General features: G+C 69.9%; 17 protein-coding genes. 6 read left to right on the top strand and 11 right to left on the bottom strand.

Features of this window, described 5'->3' with window-relative positions; translation table 11 throughout:
• Nucleotides 1-203: 203 nt before the first annotated feature.
• The 7 genes from AB0E67_RS12920 to ngcE form a co-directional block, all read right to left on the bottom strand.
• Nucleotides 204-1,583 (bottom strand): sugar ABC transporter permease, encoded by a 1,380-nt coding sequence (locus tag AB0E67_RS12920; protein WP_362024917.1) that lies wholly within the window; start codon nucleotides 1,581-1,583, stop codon nucleotides 204-206.
• A complete protein-coding gene (locus AB0E67_RS12915; RefSeq protein WP_362024914.1) occupies nucleotides 1,580-2,374 on the bottom strand; it encodes an ATP-binding cassette domain-containing protein in 795 nt (264 codons plus the stop codon). The genes AB0E67_RS12920 and AB0E67_RS12915 overlap by 4 nt, the downstream gene beginning before the upstream one ends.
• Nucleotides 2,375-2,689: 315 nt before the next feature.
• Nucleotides 2,690-3,787: a substrate-binding domain-containing protein gene (locus tag AB0E67_RS12910; RefSeq protein WP_362024911.1), complete on the bottom strand. Its 1,098-nt coding sequence runs from the start codon at nucleotides 3,785-3,787 to the stop codon at nucleotides 2,690-2,692.
• Nucleotides 3,788-3,908: 121 nt separating this feature from the next.
• Complete coding sequence (locus AB0E67_RS12905; RefSeq protein ID WP_362024908.1) at nucleotides 3,909-5,108, bottom strand: ROK family transcriptional regulator; 1,200 nt, start codon at nucleotides 5,106-5,108, stop codon at nucleotides 3,909-3,911.
• A 258-nt stretch (nucleotides 5,109-5,366) separates the two neighbouring features.
• Nucleotides 5,367-6,284: a carbohydrate ABC transporter permease gene (locus tag AB0E67_RS12900; protein ID WP_362024905.1), complete on the bottom strand. Its 918-nt coding sequence runs from the start codon at nucleotides 6,282-6,284 to the stop codon at nucleotides 5,367-5,369.
• A 79-nt stretch (nucleotides 6,285-6,363) separates the two neighbouring features.
• A complete protein-coding gene (locus AB0E67_RS12895) occupies nucleotides 6,364-7,287 on the bottom strand; it encodes a sugar ABC transporter permease (RefSeq protein WP_351517337.1) in 924 nt (307 codons plus the stop codon).
• 53 nt (nucleotides 7,288-7,340) lie between these two features.
• Nucleotides 7,341-8,786, bottom strand: a complete 1,446-nt coding sequence (ngcE, locus tag AB0E67_RS12890; protein WP_362024902.1) for an N-acetylglucosamine/diacetylchitobiose ABC transporter substrate-binding protein — start codon at nucleotides 8,784-8,786, stop codon at nucleotides 7,341-7,343.
• A gap of 440 nt (nucleotides 8,787-9,226) precedes the next feature.
• Between ngcE and AB0E67_RS12885 the strand changes: the two genes are divergently transcribed.
• The gene (locus tag AB0E67_RS12885) at nucleotides 9,227-9,457 is read left to right on the top strand and encodes a hypothetical protein (protein ID WP_362024899.1); all 231 of its coding nucleotides are present in this window, start codon (nucleotides 9,227-9,229) and stop codon (nucleotides 9,455-9,457) included.
• 349 nt (nucleotides 9,458-9,806) lie between these two features.
• On the opposite strand, the gene AB0E67_RS12880 is transcribed toward AB0E67_RS12885, so the two are convergent.
• The 3 genes from AB0E67_RS12880 to AB0E67_RS12870 all read right to left on the bottom strand — a co-directional run bounded on the left by AB0E67_RS12880 (nucleotide 9,807) and on the right by AB0E67_RS12870 (nucleotide 14,277).
• On the bottom strand, nucleotides 9,807-10,445 hold the full coding sequence (locus AB0E67_RS12880; RefSeq protein WP_362024897.1) for a histidine phosphatase family protein: 639 nt from the start codon (nucleotides 10,443-10,445) through the stop codon (nucleotides 9,807-9,809).
• 217 nt (nucleotides 10,446-10,662) lie between these two features.
• Nucleotides 10,663-13,377, bottom strand: coding sequence for an aconitate hydratase AcnA (gene acnA / locus AB0E67_RS12875; RefSeq protein ID WP_362024894.1), 2,715 nt, complete (start codon nucleotides 13,375-13,377; stop codon nucleotides 10,663-10,665).
• A 273-nt stretch (nucleotides 13,378-13,650) separates the two neighbouring features.
• Nucleotides 13,651-14,277, bottom strand: coding sequence for a LysE family transporter (locus tag AB0E67_RS12870; protein ID WP_362024891.1), 627 nt, complete (start codon nucleotides 14,275-14,277; stop codon nucleotides 13,651-13,653).
• A gap of 70 nt (nucleotides 14,278-14,347) precedes the next feature.
• On the opposite strand from AB0E67_RS12870, the gene AB0E67_RS12865 reads away from it, so the two are divergent.
• From AB0E67_RS12865 to AB0E67_RS12845, 5 genes are all read left to right on the top strand, one after another.
• Nucleotides 14,348-15,253 carry a LysR family transcriptional regulator ArgP gene (locus tag AB0E67_RS12865; protein WP_362025528.1) on the top strand — a complete coding sequence of 302 codons (906 nt, stop codon included), beginning with the start codon at nucleotides 14,348-14,350 and terminating at the stop codon, nucleotides 15,251-15,253.
• Between the two features lie 143 nt (nucleotides 15,254-15,396).
• Nucleotides 15,397-16,020, top strand: a complete 624-nt coding sequence (locus tag AB0E67_RS12860) for a histidine phosphatase family protein (RefSeq protein ID WP_362024888.1) — start codon at nucleotides 15,397-15,399, stop codon at nucleotides 16,018-16,020.
• Nucleotides 16,021-16,085: 65 nt separating this feature from the next.
• The gene (locus tag AB0E67_RS12855; RefSeq protein WP_362024886.1) at nucleotides 16,086-16,367 is read left to right on the top strand and encodes a hypothetical protein; all 282 of its coding nucleotides are present in this window, start codon (nucleotides 16,086-16,088) and stop codon (nucleotides 16,365-16,367) included.
• Nucleotides 16,368-16,428: 61 nt separating this feature from the next.
• Nucleotides 16,429-17,052 carry an RraA family protein gene (locus tag AB0E67_RS12850; RefSeq protein ID WP_362024883.1) on the top strand — a complete coding sequence of 208 codons (624 nt, stop codon included), beginning with the start codon at nucleotides 16,429-16,431 and terminating at the stop codon, nucleotides 17,050-17,052.
• Between the two features lie 267 nt (nucleotides 17,053-17,319).
• Nucleotides 17,320-18,849, top strand: a complete 1,530-nt coding sequence (locus tag AB0E67_RS12845; RefSeq protein WP_351517349.1) for a UDP-N-acetylglucosamine 1-carboxyvinyltransferase — start codon at nucleotides 17,320-17,322, stop codon at nucleotides 18,847-18,849.
• A 497-nt stretch (nucleotides 18,850-19,346) separates the two neighbouring features.
• On the opposite strand, the gene AB0E67_RS12840 is transcribed toward AB0E67_RS12845, so the two are convergent.
• Nucleotides 19,347-21,758: a UvrD-helicase domain-containing protein gene (locus AB0E67_RS12840; RefSeq protein ID WP_362024881.1), complete on the bottom strand. Its 2,412-nt coding sequence runs from the start codon at nucleotides 21,756-21,758 to the stop codon at nucleotides 19,347-19,349.
• Between the last annotated feature and the right edge of the window lie 31 nt (nucleotides 21,759-21,789).

Below are 21,789 nucleotides of genomic sequence, written 5' to 3'. Positions count from 1 at the left end.
TGTCACCGTGCCTCCTTGCGTTTTGAGCTGGGTCGAGCATGCCGATCCGATGAGTCTAGTGTTCCGTCCGTGCGGGAGGTCATCGGGCGGGGCGTTCGGGACGGACTCGGTACACGACCGGAACACGCCCGCGTGCACACCCGGTACGCGACGGGGCCCGGCGCCGGGACGGGCACCGGACCCCGGAGCCGGGCGGTACGGGCTCACGCGCGTCCGGCGGTCTTCTGGGTGCGTCGGGAGACCGAGTCGATGACCACGGCGGCCAGCAGCACCGCGCCGGTGATCATGTACTGGATGGCGTTGGCCATCCCGATCATGTTCAGCCCCTGCTGGATCGACTGGATCACGATCATGCCGAGCAGCGCCGACCAGACCTTGCCGCGGCCCCCGAAGAGGCTGGTGCCGCCGATGACGGCCGCCGCGATGACCAGCATGAGCGTGTTGCCGCCGCCGACGCTCTTGGTGGCGCCGCCGGACAGGCTGGCGATGAACAGGCCGCCGAACGCGCCGAGCGTGCCGGACAGCGCGAAGACGGCGATCCGGACCCGGGCGACGTCGATACCGGCCCGGCGCGCGGCCTCCGGGCTGCCGCCGACGGCGAAGACCCGGCGGCCGAAGCTGGTGCGCCGGGCGACGAGGTCCGCGACGACCAGGACGGCGAGGAACAGCACCAGGGCCAGCGGCAGCCCCCGGGCCCCCGGTGGCTCGTTCAGTACGTACGCGACGGCGAAGCACAGCACCGCGACGGCCGCGGTGCGCAGCACGACCTCGCCGTCGGAACGGGCGGGCAGGCCCGCGGCCCGGCGGCGCCGGCCGTCCACCAGGAGCGAGGCGGCGTACACGAGGACGGCGACCAGGGCGAGCCCGTAACCGGCGGCCTTGTCCTCGAAGAAGTGGTTGGTCAGGTCCTCGACGACGCCGCCGGACGGCGTGTTGATCGACCCCTCGCCGCCCATCATCCAGTCCTGGAGCCCGCTCCAGCCGAGGAACCCGGCCAGGGTGACCACGAAGGCCGGTACGCCGATCCGGGCGAAGAAGAAACCGTGCAGTGCGCCGAGGGCCGCCCCGGAGAGCAGGGCGGCGGCGATCGCGAGCCACTCGTTCCAGCCGCGGTTGACGTCGAGCACGGCCCACACGGCCGCGCCGACCCCGGCGACGGAACCGACCGAGAGGTCGATCTCGCCGAGCAGCAGGACGAACACGATGCCGACCGCCATGATGCCCAGGCCGGAGCTGTAGACGGCGATGTTGGCGACGGAACCGGCGGAGAGGAAGTTGTCGTTCCGGAGCTGGAAGACGATCGCGATGACGACCAGACCGACGAGGACCGGCAGCGAGCCGAGATCGCCGCCGCGCACCTTGCGGCCGAATTCGGCCCAGTAGCCCTTGAAGCCCGCCTCACGGACGAGCAGCCGGGGGTCGACGGCGGGAGCGGATGCTTCCGCCGGCCGCTCGGACGCGGTCCGCGCCGGGGCCGCGGGATTCCCGGAGTTCCGGGGATGCTCCGCGGCCTCCGGGGACCGCGAGCTCTCGGAGCTCCCGGAACCGTCGGGGAGATCGGGGGACTTGGCGAGGTCGCTCACTTCGCCTCCTCGTTCGTGGCCCTGCGGGCCCGGCGGCGTGTGACGGCGTTGTCGGTGGCGCCGGTGATGGCGGCGATGATCTCTTCGTGGGTGGTGCCCGCCACGTCGAAGAAGCCGTTGTTGCGGCCGAGCCGGAGCACCGCGACCCGGTCCGCCACGGCCCGTACGTCGGCCATGTTGTGGCTGATGAGGAGGACACCGTGGCCACGCTCGCGCAGCCGCTCGACCAGGTCGAGCACCTGGGCCGTCTGCTCGACGCCGAGGGCCGCGGTCGGCTCGTCCAGAATGACGATCTCGGGGTCGCCGATCAACGCGCGTGCGATGGCGACGACTTGGCGCTGGCCGCCGGAGAGCGCGGCGACGGGCGTCCGCACGCTCGGGATGCGGATGGAGAGGGTGTCCAGCAGTTCCCGGGCGCGCTTCTCCATCGCGATCTCGTCGAGGACGGACGCCTTGCGCAGTTCGCTGCCGAGGAAGAGGTTGGCGACGACGTCGAGGTTGTCGCAGAGCGCCAGGTCCTGGTAGACGGTGGCGACTCCGAGGGCCTGGGCGTCGTTCGGCCGGTTCACGCGGACCGGTGCGCCCTCCCATTCGATGACGCCTTCGTCGATCGGGTGGACGCCCGAGACGGTCTTGACGAGGGTCGACTTGCCGGCGCCGTTGTCGCCGACCAGGGCGACGACCTCACCGGAGCGGATCTCCAGGTCCACGTCGGTGAGCGCCTGGACGGCGCCGAACCGCTTGGAGATTCCGCGCAACGCCAACACGGGCGGAGCGGACACGTGAATCATCTCCTTCACCGCCTGAACGGCGGGAATGGTGTGCCGAGCACGGGTGTGCGTGGGGGGAGGTCCGGCGCCCGCCCCTGCTTGCGGGGCGTTGACGGGGCGGGCGCCGGACGGCTGGGAGGCCCGTGGCGGCGCCCCGGGCCGGGGAACCGGCCGGGCCGCCGGACCGGCTCGGGACGCAACACAGGCCGGGTACGGGAGCGTCACCGCGGTCGGGCCGGAACCGGGTGGGACGGGACCGGGTACGGACGGGTGCGGGCGCGGACCGGCACGGATGCCGAGCCGGCTCACGGCACGGGCCGACAAGAGGGCGTCGCCCTACTTGATCCCCGCCGCCTCGCAGGCCGCCTTGTACTCGGGCGTGCAGATCTCCGCGGCCTTGTACACCTGGTCGGCGATGATCGTGCTCGCGACGTTCTCCTCGGTCACGACCTGCGCGTCGTACAACCGGGCCGGGATGCCCTTGAACTCCCCGGACAGGCTGTCGACCTGAGTGGGCGTCAGGTCGTCGAACTTCTTGCCCTTGAGGAGCCTGACCGCGATCTCGGCGGTGGTCTCCGCCTCCGGCTTGATCTGCTTGTAGATCGTGAATGCCTGGTCGCCCTTGAGGATGCGCTGGAGACCGGCGAGTTCGGAGTCCTGGCCGCCGACCGGGACCTTGATGCCGCCCTTGTTCAGCGCCGTGATGATGCCGCCGGCCATGCTGTCGTTGGCGGAGTAGACGCCCTGGAAACCGCTCCTGCCCAGGGAGTCGATGGCCGCGCCCATCTTCTTGTTGGCCTCGTCCGGGGACCAGTCCGGGATGTCCTGCTCGTAGACGATCTTCCTCACCCGGGTGTCCAGGACGCTGTGCGCGCCCTTCTTGAAGAACGGGGCGTTCGGGTCGGTCGGCGAGCCGTTGATCATGACGACGTCGCTCTCCGAGGCCTTGGCACCGAGCGCCTTGACCAGCGCCTCGCCCTGGAGGCGGCCGATCTTCTCGTTGTCGTACGACACGTACGCGGAGATCGGGCCCTCGGCCAGGCGGTCGTACGCGACGACCTCGACGCCCTTCTTCTCCGCCTGCTGCACCCAGGACTTGGTGGCCTTGTAGTCGACGGAGTCCAGGACGATGACCTTCACCCCCTGCGTGACGAGGGCGTCGAACTGCTTCTTCTGGGTGTCGCTCTGCTGCGCCGCGTTGCTGTACTTGACCTTGCAGTCGCCGCACAACTGCCTGACCTTCGCCTCGATGAGCGGGCGGTCGAAGGTCTCGTACCGGGTGGTCTTGTTCTCCGGCAGCAGCAGACCGATGGTCCTGCCGTCACCTCCGCCGCCGGCCGTGTCGTCACCGCCGGCCTTGCCGCAGGCGGCGAGGGGGACGGCCATGGAGAGTGCGGCCGTTCCTAAGACGATGCGACGTGTCGTTGCGTTCATACGGATTGCCTCCCTGACGAGGCCGCGGCACCGCGGCCGAGGTGGCAGGCAGTCAACTCGGCCTTGCAGTCAGCGTCAAGGAGTAAATCATTAACAAGATGACAACGGTGCCATTCATTCTCTAAGTGAAGGCAGGGCCCTTTGTCGGCACGGCGCTTTCCAAAAGGGTGGAATCCCCCATCTCGCTGAGCACCAGGGCGAGCGCGCCCAGCACCTCGGCCCGTCCCCCGAGCGCCCCGGGCAGCACCGAGAGCTGTCTGGCGGCGCTGGGGATGGCGTAACGGGAGACCGAGTCGCGGATCGGCGCGAGCACCAGTTCGCCCGCCTCGGCGAGGGGCCCGCCGAGCACCACCCGGCTGGGGTTGAGCAGGTTGCAGAGGTTGGCCACCCCGCTGCCGATGTGGCGTCCGACGTCCGCGACCACCCGGCGGCAGCCCGGGTCCCCCTCCTGGGCCAGCCCGACCATCCCTTCCATGGTGAGGCCGGGGCCGTGGCCGGGCCGGAGCAGCGGCAGGACGTAGCGCGCCGCCGTGAACGTCTCCAGGCAGCCCCGGTTGCCGCAGCGGCACACCGGCCCCGACTCGTCGAGCGTGATGTGCCCGATCTCGCCGGCCGTGCCGCCCGGCCCTCGGTAGATGCGGCCGTCGATCACCAGGCCCGCCCCGACGCCGTCGGCGACCTTGATGTACGCGAGGTCCTTCACCCCCCGGCCGCTCCCCCAGACCAGCTCTCCGAGCGCCCCGAGGTTGGCGTCGTTGTCGACGTGCACCGGCACGCCGAGGCGCCCCGCCAGTTCCTCACGGGGATTGATGCCCTTCCAGCCCGGCAGGATCGACGTGGAGCCCAGTGTTCCGGACTCGACGTCGATCGGGCCGGGCACGCCGAGCCCCACCCCGATCACCTTGTCCTGGCCGATCCCGGTCGCCCCGATCAGCCGCTCGACCAGCCGCTGGGCACGCCCGAACCCCTCCTCGGACGAGGCGTCGACGTCCAGCGGCTCGGCCTCCTCCGCGATCACCTGATGGGCGAGGTTGCCGACCGCCACCCGCAGATGCGTATGGCCGAAGTCGACACCCACCACGATGCCCGCGTCGCCGCTGAGCGAGACGCTGCGGGCCCGGCGGCCGCCCGCCGAGGTGGGGGTCACCTCGACCGTGCCGCCTTCCTTCAGTTCACGAACGATGTTGGAGACGGTGGCCGCCGAAAGGCCGGTGCTCCGTGCGATCTCCGCCTGGGTGAGCGAGCCGGCCATGCGTACCGCACGCACGACCCGCTCCAGGTTGGCGCGATGCAGGGATGTCTGCGACCCCGGAGTCTCCATCGACTCACTCCTAGTGTTCTCTCCAAGATGTGAACTCCAAGCTGAGCGTTTTGTGGCACTCCCCGTCAAGACCTTGAGCCTCCGGGCCCACTCGAAAGCACCCGCCGTCCGAGCGGCGTGCCCGCCCGGGACCCGTGCGGGCACGTGCCACCGACCCCCTGTCCGGCCCCGGCGGAGCGGGCCTCCGCGCGCGGAACCGCCCGTCGGCACGGGGCCGACGGGCGGTTCCGGAGAGGGACGGCGGGGTGGGGCGCGGCGCTACTTCACCGCCCCGGCCGTGAGCCCCGCCACGACCTGGCGCTGGAAGACGATGTACGCCCCGAGGACGGGCAGCATCGCCATCACCAGACCGGCGAACAGGCCGGACCAGTCGCCCTTGTACCCCTGGCTGTTGGCCAGTTCGACCAGCCCCTGGGAGAGCACCCGCTGGTTCGGGTCGGTGTTCAGCACCGTGGGCAGCATGTACTGGTTCCACTGTCCGAGGAAGTTGAAGATCCCGACGCTGATCAGGCCGGGCTTCGCCATCGGCAGCATCACCTGGAAGAAGGTCCGGGTGTGCGAGGCTCCGTCGAGCATCGCCGCCTCCGCCACCGAGGTCGGCAGCGTCCGGAAGAACGAGGTGAGGAAGAAGACCGTGAACGGCAGCGAGTAGGCGATGTAGACCAGGATCAGTCCGTGCCGCGTGTCCAGCAGGGCCATGTTGTTCATGACGAAGAACAACGGCACCAGCGCCAGGATGATCGGGAAGCTCATCCCGCCGATGAACAGGAAGTAGACGAAGCGGTTGCCGGGGAAGTCGAACCGGGCCAGGACGTAGGCCGCCATGGAGCCGAGGAGCAGGGTCCCGACGAGCGAACAGCCCACCACCACGATGGTGTTGAGGAAGTAGTCGCTCATGTGCGCCTGGCTCCAGGCGCGCGACCAGTTCTCGAAGTGCAGCTTGTCGGGCAGTTCCCACGGGGTCGACAGGATCGAGTCGTCCGTCTTGAACGACGCCATCACCGCCCAGAGCAGCGGCATGACGACCAGGATCGCCCAGATGATCAGCACGCCGTGCGAGAAGACGTTGAGGATCTGGCCCTCGCTGCTCTTCTCCTTGGCCGCGGGCGCCGTCGCCCGGGTCACGGGGGCCGGTCGCCGCGCCGGGGCCGCGGGCGGGGTGTCAGTGGTCTTCACGCGTACTCACCTCGTACTGTCGAGCCGGACACGGAGGCCGACCTGTGGTGCCTGCCGGGGATTCCCGTTGATCGCCGCATCAGAACTCCAGCCGCTCGCGCCGGCCCAGACGCATCACGATGGCGGCGAAGGCCATGGTGACGACGAGCAGCCCGACACCGATCGTCGTCGCGTATCCGGCCTGCCCGTCGCGGAAGGCCGTCTGGTACACGTACAGCGGCAGGACCGTGGTCGAGTAGTCGGGGCCGCCGGGGCCCACGGTCATGACCTGCACGACGGTGAACGCCTCCACGCCGAGGGCCAGGATCCCCATGTACACCCAGCCCGACTGCACCGTGTCCCAGAGCAGCGGGAGCGTGATCCGGAAGAACGTGGTGATGCGGCCGGCCCCGTCGAGGAGCGCCGCCTCGTAGAAGTCCTTGGGGATGGACGCCATGCCGGCGGAGAAGAGGACGACGAAGAACCCGACCGTCGACCAGATCAGGACCGTCATGACGCAGATGAGCGCCAGATTCGGGTCGCCGAGCCACTCCGGCTGGACCGAGTCCAGGCCGAGCGTCTTCAGCGTCCCGTTGATCATCCCGCTGCGGGGGTTGAACGCGAACTGGAACAGCAGGGCGACGATGACGACCGAGAGCACCTGCGGGAAGAAGTAGGCGATCTTGTAGAAGCCCGATCCGCGCACGCCGGAGATCGTGGCGTTCTTGCGCCGTCGGCCCCCCACATTGAGCATGAAGGCGAAGAACAGCGCCAGGCCCAGCGTCACCAGCGGCAGCAGGAGCACGAGCAGCACGCTGTGCTGCAAGGACTTCCAGAAGATGTCGTCCTTGAGCATCTTCGTGTAGTTGGCGAACCCGACCATCTTGAAGTCGGGGCTCAGGCCGGTCCAGTCCGTGAACGAGTAGTAGATGGACTGGACGAACGGCCAGATCACGAAGACCGCGTAGAGCGCCAGTGGGACCAGCAGGAATCCCACGATGAAACGGTACTTGCCATGCTGCATCGTTTACCGACCCCGATCTTTCCGCGGGTGCCGCCGCTGGTGACGGTTGCTCACTAGTGCTTGTAGTGCTTGATGGACTGGTCCTTGGCCGTCGCGTCGGCGAAGGCCTGGATCTTCTTGATGGTCTCGGCCGGGGTCGCGCGGCCCGCCAGCATCTCGCCGAGACCGGCGATGCCGACCTGTTCCTTCTGGAACTTCGAGTACCAGCCCTCGAGACGCGGGTTCAGCACGTTGTCGCCGGCCAGCTTGAGCGCGTCGACACCCGACTGCAGGGCGGTCGACAGGGGCAGGCCGTCGGTGCCGCCGTTGAAGGACGTGAGCGACTTGACCTGCTTGGTGAAGTTCTTCGAGGACTCCTCGGAGAGCATGATGCGCAGCTGTTCCATGGCGCCCTCGGGGTTCTTCCCCTTGGCCGGGACGATGAAGGGCTCGCCGCCGGAGGCCCAGATGGTGCCGAACGGCATCTTGTCGGAGGCGTCCAGGCCGGACGGTGCCGACACCATCATCTTGAAGTCGTCGGGCGTCGTCGGCGCCGCCTCGTTCTCCACCCACGAACCGTTCGGGATGAACAGGGCCTTGCCCTTGGTCCATTCGGTCTGCGACTGGATGTGGGTCAGCCCGGGGGTGCCCTGGAGGATGTACCCCTTCTGGTACAGCTCGTAGTACGCCTCGAACGCCGCCTTGACCGCGGGGTCCTTCCAGGCGTTCGGCTCCAGGTTGTCCATCCGGTCGAGGACCTCGCGGCCGCCGATCTTGGCGATGAACGGGTAGAGCGAGTACGCCAGGTAGTAGGGGTACTTGCCCGGGTACGTCCAGCCGGCGATGCCCTGCTTCTTCGCCTTCGCGCACAGGGCGAGCATCTCGTCCCAGGTCTGCGGGTACTTCGCGTCGAGCTTGTCGAGCGCGGTCTGCGAGTACCAGACGCCGTACACGGTGTACGCGTAGTACATGATCCAGACCGGGTCGCCCTCCAGCTGGCCCATCTCCAGGACGCCCGGGCGCAGGGTGTCGCGGACCTTCTTGTTCGGGTCGTCGTAGGACGGGGCGTCCATGAGCGTCGTCAGGTCCGTGAGCTGCTTCTTGCCGGCCAGGATGCCCATGTCCATCTGCTCGGCACCCGAGTTGTCGATCAGGTCCGGCGGGGTGCCGCCGTTGAACCGGGGCTGCAGCTGCGACTGGATCTTCTGCGTCGCGACGTGCTTGACCTTCGGGGCCTTCGGGAAGGCCTCGTTGTACCTCTTCTCCGCGTCGATGGCGTACTGCTCACCGAATCCGCCGTTGAAGATGACGACTTCGAGCGGGGCCGTCTCGTTGACGCCGAGCGGGTTCTCCTTGGTGACCTTGCCCTTCTCGACCTTCTCGTCGCCGCCGTCGCCGCCGCTCGCGCACGACGCCAGGAAGCTCATCGTCGGCACAGTGAGCAGACCGAGTGCGGCGGATCGCTTGATCACATCGCGACGGCCGAGGCCCTCATTCTTGTGGGCGGAGGTGGATCCCATGCTCAAGTCCTCGCCTTCTCCAGGACTCAGGCGGTGTGTACCGGTCGCCCGTCGATATTCGCCTCAGGCGAAGGGCCCCGCCACCGCGGTCAGTTGCGCTTGGGTAGTGCTGATGTTTCAGGCTAGCCACGTGCGATGGGAGTTCGGGAAAGAACGGCCGACGCGGACACCGTCGTGCCCCGCGGACCCACCCCTCGCCCCCTTGCCCGCCTCACCGTGAAACGGCTGCGCGGACGCCGACAGGTATAGTCCACTCGCGCCCAACTGAGCAAGATCGAATGCAAGGTTGAGCAGCAGTCTTTCCCGAGTTGAGACCTCGTGGATACGTGTCCTTCGCACGTTCCTGCCCCGGCACGAACAATTCCGCGCGAAGTCCGATTCCTTCGACGACGCGCCGCCAACACCCTTGACACATCCACAACTTGACTCACTGCCGCACCATGCGCATCGACGTGACAACGTTGCCCGGACACACCTCCGGGAAGTACGGTTCGGCATGCGGCCCCGACATGGATCTCGTGGGTGACACAGCCGCAGCAACCGCGTCGATCGCGGCTTCACCGGAATTGATCATGCTCGTCCCCGCCGCGGCGCGGTCGCCCGAAAGCGGCGAGCGGGACCAAATGCCCATCTGCGGCACGGACATTCCGTTCGCCTTTCGAATCGAATGAAGGACGACCGGACCGGCGCAACACCGTCGGAGAGGTCCCGAAGGAAAGAAGCGGTCATCGGGTGTCGACGGCGGATTCTCCACTGGAATTCCGGGCAAGGCCACCGACAAGGTGACAGACGTCCGGGCCGGTGCGGAGCACTCCGGCGTCGAGCGGGTGAGGCCCAACCCCCCGCTCGCGCGCTCCCTGCTCATCCCCTGACAGGGCTCCGGGAGGACGGGGGCCCGCTCACCGGAGGTCCGGCCGCCCGCTCGCCCGGCGCGCGGGTGGCGCCTCTCCTCGGGGCATCGGCCGGGTGCGCGGCCGGTGTCCGCCACGGCCGTACGGGCGGAAGCGGCTCCCCGCCCGCTCAGACGCGTTCCGTCCCTTCCGGCGCCCCCTGCGGGAAGAGGCTCTCCGGCAGGCACACGTTCCAGGCCGTGATCACGGGATTGCCGTGCTCCGTGCCGAGCCGGGACACGGCCCCCGTGGCGAGCTGGAACAGCGTGCCCTCGGCGGGTGTCAGCCCGAGATAGCGGGCGGTGAGCACCCGCAGGAAGTGGGAGTGGGCGACAAGGGCGACGTCCCCGTCCCGGCCCGCCTCGCGCGCCACCTCGGCCAGCACCCTGTCGGCCCGGGAGCCGACCTCGGCGGGGGTCTCCCCGGGGTGCGCGTCGGGGCCGGGGGCGACGCCGTCGGTCCACAGGTTCCAGTCGGGACGGGTGCGGTGGATCTCGTCGGTGGTGACGCCCTCGTAGCCTCCGTAGTCCCATTCGTGCAGATCGGACGTGATGCGCGGAGCGGCGAGCCCGGCGAGTTCGGCGGTGCGCCGGGCGCGCGCCGAGGGGCTGACCAGGGTGAGCGCGATCCGCCGCTCGGCGAGCAGGGGCGTCAGCGCGAGGGCCTGACGCTCACCGAAGCGGGTGAGAGGCAGATCGGTGTAGCTGGTGTGCTGACCGGACCGCGACCACTCGGTCTCACCGTGCCGGATCAGGATCAACTCGCCCATGGTGCGTTCCGCCTCCTGTGCCGTCTCCGTGCCAGTGGCCGTGCCTTCCCCGTGCCAGTGGCGCTGTGCGGGGAACCCGCGGGCCCACGATCGCATTCCCCCGGCCGGTGGGCGGTGTGCCCGCCCCGGGTGTCGCACGAAAGCGCGCGGGGCCGCACCCCGGTGCTCCGGGATGCGGCCCCTTGCCGTTGGCGGCCGACCGGCCGTCCGGCGTCGCCTACTTGCGGATCAGGCTGCGCAGCACGTACTGCATGATGCCGCCGTTGCGGTAGTAGTCCGCCTCACCGGGGGTGTCGATGCGGACGACCGCGTCGAACTCCACACCGGTGTCGGTGGTGACCTTGACCGTGCGCGGCGTGGTGCCGTCGTTCAGCTCGGTCACACCGGTGAAGGAGAAGGTCTCCTGACCGGTCAGGCCGAGGGACTGGGCGTTCGCGCCCTCCGGGAACTGGAGCGGGAGAACGCCCATGCCGATGAGGTTCGAGCGGTGGATGCGCTCGTACGACTCGGCGATGACGGCCTTGACGCCGAGGAGCGCGGTGCCCTTGGCGGCCCAGTCGCGGGACGAGCCGGAGCCGTACTCCTTGCCTGCCAGGACGACCAGCGGGATGCCGGCGGCCTGGTAGTTCTGCGAGGCGTCGTAGATGAAGGAGACCGGCGCGTCGTCCTGCGTGAAGTCGCGGGTGTAGCCGCCCTCCGTGCCCGGCGCGATCTGGTTGCGCAGGCGGATGTTGGCGAACGTGCCGCGGATCATGACCTCGTGGTTGCCCCGGCGCGAGCCGTAGGAGTTGAAGTCACGACGCTCCACACCGTGCTCGGTGAGGTACTTGCCGGCCGGGGTGTCGGCCTTGATGGCGCCGGCCGGGGAGATGTGGTCGGTGGTGACCGAGTCGCCGAGCTTGGCGAGCACGCGGGCACCGGCGATGTCCTCGACCGGGGCCGGGTCCATCGTCATGCCCTCGAAGTACGGGGGCTTGCGGACGTAGGTCGACTCGGCGTCCCACTCGAAGGTGTTGCCGGTCGGGATCGGCAGGGCCTGCCACTGGGCGTCGCCCGCGAAGACGTCCTGGTAGGACTTGTTGAACATGTCCTCGCCGATGGCGTTGGCGACGACGTCGTTCACCTCGGCCTCGGTCGGCCAGATGTCCGCGAGGTGGACCGGCTTGCCGTCCTGGTCGACGCCGAGGGCGTCCTTGGTGATGTCCACCTTCATCGAACCGGCGAGGGCGTACGCGACGACCAGCGGCGGGGAGGCCAGGTAGTTCATCTTGACGTCGGGGTTGATCCGGCCCTCGAAGTTGCGGTTGCCGGAGAGCACCGAGGTCACGGCCAGGTCGTGCTCGTTGACCGCCTTGGAGACCTCCTCCGGCAGCGGGCCGGAGTTGCCGATGCAGGTGGTGCAGCCGTAGCCGACGAGGTTGAATCCGACCTTGTCGAGGTACGGGGTCAGGCCCGCCTTGTCGAAGTAGTCGGTGACGACCTTCGAGCCCGGGGCGAGGGTGGTCTTGACCCACGGCTTGCGGGTCAGGCCCTTCTCGACCGCCTTCTTCGCCACGAGCGCGGCGGCGACCATGACGTACGGGTTCGAGGTGTTGGTGCAGGAGGTGATCGCGGCGACGGTGACGGCGCCGTGGTCCAGCTCGTAGGTGGTGCCGTCGGGGGCGGTCACGGGGACCGGGTTCGACGGGACGCCGTCGGAGGCGGCCGGGGAGTCGGAGGCCGGGAAGGACTCCTTGCCCGCCTCGTCGGCGGTGTCCACGTAGTTGCGGACGTCCTGCTTGAACTGCTCGGCGGCGTTGGCGAGGACGATGCGGTCCTGCGGGCGCTTCGGGCCGGCGATCGACGGGACGACCGTGGAGAGGTCCAGCTCCAGCTTCTCGGAGAAGTCCGGCTCGGCGGCCGGGTCCAGCCAGAGGCCCTGCTCCTTGGCGTACGCCTCGACGAGCGCGACCTGCTGCTCGCTGCGGCCGGTCAGGCGCAGGTAGTTCAGGGTCTCGCCGTCGATCGGGAAGATCGCGGCGGTGGAGCCGAACTCGGGCGACATGTTGCCGATGGTGGCGCGGTTCGCGAGGGAGGTGGCGGCGACGCCCTCACCGTAGAACTCGACGAACTTGCCGACGACGCCGTGCTTGCGGAGCATCTCGGTGATGGTCAGCACGAGGTCGGTGGCGGTGGTGCCCGGCTTCAGCTCGCCGGTCAGCTTGAAGCCGACGACGCGCGGGATGAGCATGGAGACCGGCTGGCCGAGCATCGCGGCCTCGGCCTCGATGCCGCCGACGCCCCAGCCCAGCACGCCCAGGCCGTTGACCATCGTGGTGTGCGAGTCGGTGCCGACGAGGGTGTCGGGGTACGCCTGGCCGCCCCGGACCATGACCGTGCGGGCCAGGTGCTCGATGTTGACCTGGTGGACGATGCCGGTGCCCGGCGGGACGACCTTGAACTCGTCGAAGGCGGTCTGGCCCCAGCGCAGGAACTGGTAGCGCTCCTTGTTGCGGCCGTACTCCAGCTCGACGTTCTGGCCGAAGGCCTCCTTCGTGCCGAACTTGTCGGCGATGACGGAGTGGTCGATGACCAGCTCGGCCGGGGCGAGGGGGTTGATCTTGGCCGGGTCGCCGCCCAGCTCCTTCACGGCCTCACGCATGGTGGCGAGGTCCACGACACACGGCACGCCGGTGAAGTCCTGCATGATCACGCGGGCCGGGGTGAACTGGATCTCCTGGCTGGGCTGCGCCTGGGAGTCCCAGCCGCCGAGCGCCCGGATGTGGTCGGCGGTGATGTTCGCGCCGTCCTCGGTGCGGAGCAGGTTCTCCAGGAGCACCTTCAGGCTGTACGGGAGGCGCGCGGAGCCCTCGACCTTGTCCAGCCTGAAGATCTCGTACGACTCGTCGCCCACGCGCAGCGTGCTGCGGGCGTCGAAGCTGTTCGCCGACACGACAGTCTCCTTCATCAATGTGCGCGTACTCCGCGCCGCGCCTCATTACGGCGGGCGCCGCGTGGTGCCGCCTGCGGCCCCTCGCCCATCCGTTAAGGTAAGACTTAGTTAGGTAACCCTTACCCGATGGCGGACTGCGGTGCGCCTTCGGCAAATATCTCGATGTCGAGATAACTCTAGTACATCACCGCTGCACGGTCATGTGCGGGCACCCGTGTCCGCCGCGGCCGAGGGCCGACCGCCGCGGAGTCCGGGCCTTCGGCAGGGGCGGGATCAGAAGGTACGGGCCAGCAGCAGGACGCCCATCACGAGCATGGTGGCCGCGACCAGGGCGTCCAGCACCCGCCAGGCGCCGGGGCGGGCCAGGACGCCGCCGAGGAGCCGGGCGCCGTAGCCGAGACCCGCGAACCACGCCAGGCTCGCCAGCATCGCGCCGAGGCCGAAGACCCAGCGCAGCGGGCCGCGGTCGGCGGCGACCGAGCCGAGCAGCAGCACGGTGTCCAGGTAGACGTGCGGGTTGAGCCAGGTCAGGGCCAGGCAGGTGAGCACCGCGGCACGGACGGAGCCCGCGGCGGCGCCCCCCGCCGTCAGCGACTGTCCGGCGGCGGGTCGCAGCGCCCGGCGGGCGGCCAGCACGCCGTAGCAGATCAGGAAGGCGCCACCGGCCAGACCGACCGCGGCCAGGGCGGCGGGCCACGCGGTGACGACTGCACCGAGCCCGGCCACACCGAGGGCGATGAGGACCGCGTCGGACGCGGCACAGATGCCGACCACCGCGAGCACGGCCTGCCCGCGCGCGCCCTGGCGCAGGACGAACGCGTTCTGCGCGCCGATGGCGACGATGAGGGACATGCCTGTACCGAATCCGGCGAGGGCCGCCGAGAGGACACCGCTGTTCATGTCGTCCGACGCTATGGCCCGCCGCGACATCAGTACAGCTAAAGTTTCTTACGTAGCATTAGCCCCTGTGATGACCGATCTCCCCTTCGACCAGGTGCGCACGCTGCTCGCCGTCGTCGACGAGGGCACCTTCGACGCCGCCGCGGCGGCCCTGCACGTGACGCCCTCGGCGGTCAGCCAGCGGGTCAAGGCGCTGGAGCAGCGCACCGGGCGGGTGCTGCTGATGCGTACGAAGCCGGTGCGGCCGACGGAGTCCGGGCAGGTGGTGGTGCGGTTCGCGCGCCAGTTGGCCGCTCTGGAACGGGATGCGCGCACGGAGCTGGGGATCGCGACCGGGGCGGGCCCGGCCCGGGTGCCCATCGCGGTGAACGCGGACTCCCTGGCCACCTGGTTCCTGCCCGTCCTGACCCGGGTGCCGCAGGACCCGCCCATCTGCTTCGACCTGCATCGCGAGGACGAGGCGCACACCGCGGCGCTGCTGCGCGAGGGCCAGGTGATGGCGGCGGTGACGTCGGCGGCGCAGCCGGTGGCGGGCTGCACGGTGCGCCCGCTGGGCCTCGCGCGCTATCTGCCGGTGGCGAGTGCGGGGTTCGTGGCGCGCCATCTGTCGTCGGGACCGCTGGAGCGCCGCCTGCCCGACGCGCCGGTGATCGTCTTCGACCGGCGTGACGACCTCCAGGACCGGTTCGTCCGGTCCTTCACACCCGACGGTTCGGGCGCCGGTCGCCTGCGCCACCACGTCCCCACGTCGGAGGGTTTCTGCGACGCGGTGGCCACCGGTCTGGGCTGGGGGCTGGTCCCGGAGCCGCAGGCGGAGCCCCTGCTGCGGTCGGGCGTCCTCGTCGAACTGGCACCGGGGCGGCGTGTGGACGTACCGCTGTACTGGCAGCAGTGGAAGCTGGACGTGCCCGCGCTCGCCCTCGTGGCACGGACGGTCTCCGCCGTGGCGGCCGAGTCCCTGCACCCCCAGGACTGACGGCGTCCCCGCGTTCCGCCGCCCACCGGCCGGCACCGGAGCCGGCAGGGCGGGGCGACGGCTGCGGGAACCCCGTCCCCCCGGAAGGACGTCCACGGGTTCGGGACACAGGAACCAGGACTCGTCGAAGGGCGCCGCACGCCATGGCCGCAACAGCCGCACGCCACCTCTACCTCGCCCGGCACGGGGAGGCCACGGAAGACGAGAGCGAGCTCTCCGCGAACGGCCGTCGGCAAGCCGAGTCGCTCGGCGAGCGGCTGCGTCACGTTCCCCTCTCGGTGATCCACCACGGCCCGCTCCCCCGGGCCGCGCGGACCGCCGAGCTGATCGGCGACCGGCTCGACGGCGTTCCGCTCCGGTCGTCCGAGCTCGCCGGGGACCACCTGCCCCACCTTCCTCACCGGCACGAACTGCCGCTGGACATCGCCGACGCCACGCTGGAACGGCTGGCCGGATTCCCCCGGGAACAGCGTGAGGCCGGCCCCGGCCTCGCCCGTGCGGCGCTCGCGCGGTTCACCGGCCCGGTCGACGGCGACGAGCCGCGCCACGAACTGGTCGTCACCCACAACTTCCTCATCGCCTGGCTGGTCCGGGAGGCCCTCGACGCCCCGAAGTGGCGCTGGATCGGACTGAACCATGCCAACGCCGCGCTGACGGTCATCCGCTACGCCCCCGGCCGCCCCGCCTCCGTACTGCTCTACAACGACACGGGACACCTTCCCGCCGACCTGCGCTGGACGGGGCTGCCGCCCGAACTCCACGTCTGAGCCCACGCCCACGGCCTTCCTGGCCCGTCTTCCGGGCCGTCCGGCACCGTGTCTATGATCCCGGGATGGCTGTTCCCGCGGTCGTCCCCATCGCCCACCAACCGGACCACCGGACCGACACCATCGGGCACTGCGCGGACGGACAGTTCCTGGCCATGGCCACCTGTGCCCTCCCGGACGCGTGCGGGGACATCGCGGTCCGTCCCTTCCGGCTGACGGTCGACGGTGTGCTGTTCGGCCTCGTCACGGAACGCCACGAGGCCGGCGACGGTGAGCACGACCGGGCCGAACTCCTCCCCGACGGCCTCGGGTTCGGCGCCTCGTGGGACGGCCTGTACGACACCTGACCCACTGCGACACGGGCCGCGCCGCCGCCCGGTGGCGCGAGCACCCGAGCGAAGGAGAAGCGTGAACGACATCGCCGCGTTCGACGGCATATCCCCGACCATCCTCGCCGAACTCCTGGGCCGCGAACACGTCATGGACATCGGCATCCGCCCGCTGTGGCCGTCGCCCCCGCGCGTCGCCGGACCGGCGTTCACCGTACGGTGCCCTCCGGGCGACAACCTGATGCTGCACGCGGCCGTCTACCGCGCGGAACCCGGTTCGGTCGTCGTCGTCGAGGCGGGGGACGTGGACTACGCACTCGCGGGAGGGAACGTCTGCGCCATCGCCCGGCGTCGCGGGGTCGCGGCATTCGTGACCGACGGGGTGATCCGTGATCTGGCCGAGGTGCGCGAGCTGGGCTTTCCCGTCTTCGCCAGGGGCGTCATGCCCGTCCCGGGAGTGAAGAAGGCCGTCGGACCGCTCAACGTCCCGGTGCGGTGCGGCGGGGTGGAGGTCCACCCCGGCGACATCGTGGTGGCTGACGAAGAGGGCGTCGTGATCACCCCGGGCGCCCGCCGCGAACAGGTGCTCCTCGAAGCCCGTGAGAGGCTCGCCGAGGAAGCTCGGGAGACCCTCGACACCTGGCAGGAGGCGCACCGCACCCGGGTCGAAGGCATCCTGGCCGAGGGCGGCTTCACGGACTGATCCCGCCCGCCCCCTCCTGCCTCGCCCCTGCCGCTGCCTCCGTCCCCGTCCCCGTCCCCGTCCCCGTCCCCGTCCCCGTCCCCGAACGGGGGTACCCCGCGCGCCGGGGCGGCGGACCGGGTGGACCATGGAACGCACGTGCCACCCGTGCCGTGCCGCGCCTCTGACGTGCACGTGAGCGGCCAATAGTCGCGCCTGCGCACCGTCGTCACTCGAACGGCGCACCCCACCGGAAGGCGCATCTCATATCTGAGATAGCCTTTCGTCATGTCAGACGATTACCTCGTACGCATCGGCAAGCTCATACGTGACGCCCGTCAGCACCGGGGCTGGACGCAGAGTCAGCTCGCCGAGGCGCTCGCCACCAGCCAGAGCGCCGTCAATCGCATCGAGCGCGGCAACCAGAACATCAGCCTTGAGATGATCGCGCGCATCGGTGAAGCGCTCGACAGCGAGATCGTGTCGCTCGGCTACGCCGGGCCCATGCATCTGCGCGTGGTCGGAGGACGCCGGCTCTCGGGCTCCATCGATGTCAGGACGAGCAAGAACGCGTGCGTGGCACTGCTCTGCGCCTCACTCCTCAACAAGGGCCGTACGGTGCTGCGCGGCGTCGCCCGCATCGAGGAGGTCTACCGCCTCCTGGAGGTCCTGAACTCCATCGGCGTACGGACCCGCTGGATCAACGGCGGGACCGACCTGGAGATCGTCCCGCCCGCCCGGCTCGACATGGACGCCATCGACGCCGACGCCGCCCGCCGGACCAGGTCCATCATCATGTTCCTCGGCCCGTTGCTGCACCGCATGGACTCGTTCAAGCTCCCGTACGCGGGCGGTTGCGACCTCGGTACGCGGACCATCGAGCCGCACATGATCGCGCTGCGCCGGTTCGGACTGGAGATCGCCGCGACGGAGGGCCTGTACCACGCACAGGTCGACCACGCGGTCACCCCCGGCCGCCCCATCGTGCTGACCGAGCGCGGCGACACCGTGACCGAGAACGCGCTGCTGGCCGCCGCCCGGCACAACGGCACGACCGTCATACGCAACGCCTCCTCCAACTACATGGTCCAGGACCTCTGCTTCTTCCTGGAGGCGCTGGGCATACGCGTCGACGGCATCGGAACGACGACCCTGACCGTGCACGGCGTCCCGCACATAGACGTGGACGTCGACTACTCCCCCTCCGAGGACCCGGTCGAGGCGATGAGCCTGCTGGCCGCCGCCGTCGTGACGGAGTCCGAGCTGACGATCCGCCGGGTACCGATCGAGTTCCTGGAGATCGAGCTCGCGGTGCTGGAGGAGATGGGCGTCGACTGCGACCGTACGACGGAGTACGTCGCCGACAACGGCCGTACCAGACTGGTCGATCTCACGGTCCGCCCCTCCAAGCTGGAGGCACCGATCGACAAGATCCACCCCATGCCGTTCCCCGGGCTCAACATCGACAACGTGCCCTTCTTCGCGGCGATCGCCGCCTCGGCACACGGTCAGACCCTCATCCACGACTGGGTCTACGACAACCGCGCCATCTACCTCACCGACCTCAACCGCCTCGGCGGCAGGCTCCAACTCCTCGACCCCCACCGGGTCCTGGTCGAGGGCCCGACCCGGTGGCGCGCCGCCGAGATGATGTGCCCGCCCGCGCTGCGCCCCGCCGTGGTCGTGCTGCTCGCCATGATGGCGGCCGAGGGCACGTCCGTGCTGCGCAACGTGTACGTCATCAACCGCGGTTACGAGGAACTTGCGGAGCGTCTGAACTCCGTGGGGGCACAGATCGAGATCTTCAGGGACATCTGATCTGTTTCAGGGGCCGTGCCGTCACTCCACTCCTGACCTGTATTCATACGGCGCCAGGAGGGGACATGACGGCACCCGTGCGACATCTCCGGGAGTCAGGGACGGGACCTGGTGGGTTCCGGCCCCTTCTCCCGTGCAGCGATGGCGAGAGCTTCCAGCAGCACATCGGCCACCAGCTCCTCGACCACGGCAGAGCCCCACACCGCTGACGATGCAAGGCGGCTACTCGGGGCGTCGGGGAGAGGACCGGCGGGGTTGCGGGCAACTGCCTCGAGGTGGTCCTCTGTCGTCATGCGCCAAGCGCGCGCACGAGGGGTGGGCAGCCAGGACCGGAACGGCGTACGGCCAGGGCCAGAACACCGGGGTTCTCCACGACGCGGACGACGGATGCCGATTCCGCGGGCCGGGTGAAGTCTGCGTTCTCTCCCGTGGTGAAGCGGAACATCTCCGGTGGGATCCCGCGCACCTCCGTCGTCCCTCCCTCTCCCGACTGGCTGTCAGGCGATGGACGCCACTGCCGAACCGGGCGCCGGACCATCCGGCCGGAGCAGGTCCACAGCCCGGAGGGCGGTGGCGTCCGCGTCTGCGGGCAGGAAGCGGCTGGCCTTGCCGCTCCATGTGACGACGAGCTCGTCCCGGGCCCGGGTGGCGGCGACGAACACCAGGGACCGGGCCCGCTGTTCTTCAAGGCGGTAGCGGTCGGGGTTCGCGAGCCGGTACTGCTCGATGCTCTGGCGCGGCACCTGTCCCTCACCCACGGACGTGAGGAAGACACGCTGGAATTCCAGGCCCTTGAACCGGTACATGGTGCCGATGCGCACGGCGTCCTGGTCCGAGCGGACGCCTTCCTTGCCCAGCGGGGCGACCGGGATGCCGAACGGTTCCCGGGCCAGTACGTTCGCGAACTGCTGGGCGGAGCTTCCGTCGGGCACGGCGACGGCCATGGCCGAGTAGGCCGTGCCGTGGGCGTCGTGGCGTTCCTTGATGAGGGTGGCCACCGCTCGCATCTCGGTCAGCCGGTCCGGAGCGCGCCAGAACTGCGGGGCGAGTCCCGTGAGAACGGAGCGGTAGCCGTCGAGCGTGTCGGTGCCGGAGTCCAGATCGTCGAAGGGCTCTCCGGCGATCAGTCGATTGGCGCTGCCCAGGATCTGCCTGGTGGTGCGGTAGTTGAGCGTGAGGCGTCGTGAGGCACGTCCCCGGACCTCGATGCCGTGGTGGCCGAGGACGACTCGACTGCCGTAGATCCGCTGGTGGGCGTCCCCGACGAGGAAGATGTCGTTGGGGCCCTTGCGGACGACGGCGCGCAGCATCCGCCAGTGCGAGGCGGACAGGTCCTGTGCCTCGTCGACCACGACGTGCCGGTACCGGGGCGTGAGCCACATGCCGCTGCCCGCTTCCCGGTGGACGAGGTCGAGCCCGCCCTGCTCGGCCTTGTAGCGTGCCTGTTCCTCGACTCGGGCCATGCGGTGCTGTTCCAGGCCTGCCGCCTGGTCGGCGATGATCGCGTACGTCGTCCGCCGCGGCGAACCGTTCAGGTGAGCCCGGTACGCCTCGACGAGCTGCCACACGTCGTGGCGCTGGGGCATGGTGATGCGGGGACGGCCGGGGCGGCCGACACGCCGGTAGAGGTCCCACGAACCGCAGCGGTTCGCGAGGATGACGTGCTTGAACTCGCTGTCGAGGAACTCGGCGTCATAGTCGAGCAGGCCGGTCTCGATGCGCACGTCGTGCCACAGGTTCACCGCCGCCTCGTCGTCCAGCGGCCGACCGATCTCCGTGCGGGACTCCTGGAGGATCTCCCGGGCGAGCACGTCGACGGACTTGACGTCGACCCGGCGCAGCAGCTCCTCGCCCCCCAGGTCCCTGAGCCGTTCACGCAGATCCAGGGCGAGGTTGGTGTTGTACGTGGTGAGCAGCACGGCGCGGGTGTGACCGGCCGGCAGTCGGTCGACGAGGTGCCGCACCCGGTGCAGGGCGACGACCGTCTTGCCGGTGCCGGTGCCGGGGCCTCCGGTCACCTTGGCCGAGCCCTTGAAGTCTCCGACGGCGAGCCGCCGTTGTTCGGGGTGGAGAAAGAGACGCCAGGCGTCGAACCCGCTGCCCAGGGCCTTGAGGACGGCGTCGTCGTCGGTCTCCGCCTGGGAAACGGCACGCCGGGCGGCGCCCGCCCAGTCCCGGACGTCGACCTTCCCGTCCTCAGGGCGCCAGGCGCTCGTGATCAGGCGTTCCACGTCCGCGGGGTCCATGCGGTCGCGCAGGGCGATCAGGACGTCGCGGGTCAGCTCCGGAAGGTTATGGGTGAGCAGTTGGTCCAACTGCTCGCCGGTGGTGATCCTCCGGAGGGTCGGCAGCAGGGACGGCACCACGCCGAGGTCGACGAGGCGCTGGTCGTCGTGGGCGGCGAAGATCGGCTGCCGGAGACTGCTCGTGGACGCGGTCGGTGCCGCATCCGAGGTCTGTGGGACGGCTGTTGCCGCCGAGGCGGAGGCGGCGGTCTCGGAACGCTCGGAGAGGGCGACGACGTTGGCGGCGACCTCGCTCTGGTCGACGACCTCGACCGCGCCCGACACGGAGTTGATGGCGACGGTGAGCCGGGAGAGTTCGTCACGGGCGAAGGCACCGTCGCGGACCGCGAGGAGTTGCAGCTCGTCCCCACCCTCGGTCGAGAGGAGCAGGACCATGCAGCGAGCGTCGACACGCGCGAGGTACAGATCTCCGTCGTCGCCGGCGGCGCGCAGGAAGGTCAGACTCAGCGCCTTGTTGTGGCGGTCGGCCCGCAGTCGGCGGACGAACGTCCCGACCGCGTCCCGTACCGCCCCGCCGCGCCGGGCGATGTCCGCGCCGGCCTGGCGGCTCGCCCGGACACGTGTCCGGGCCGGGCTCGCCGGCCGCCCTGCCCCGTGAGTCATCGCGTGCCCCCTTCCTCGCCCAGCATGCGGG

Origin of the sequence: Streptomyces sp. NPDC032161, from assembly GCF_040636995.1 — a bacterium.
Classification (GTDB): domain Bacteria; phylum Actinomycetota; class Actinomycetes; order Streptomycetales; family Streptomycetaceae; genus Streptomyces.
The sequence above is the reverse complement of the archived record's forward strand: the minus strand, read 5'-3'. Positions and strand labels throughout refer to the sequence as shown.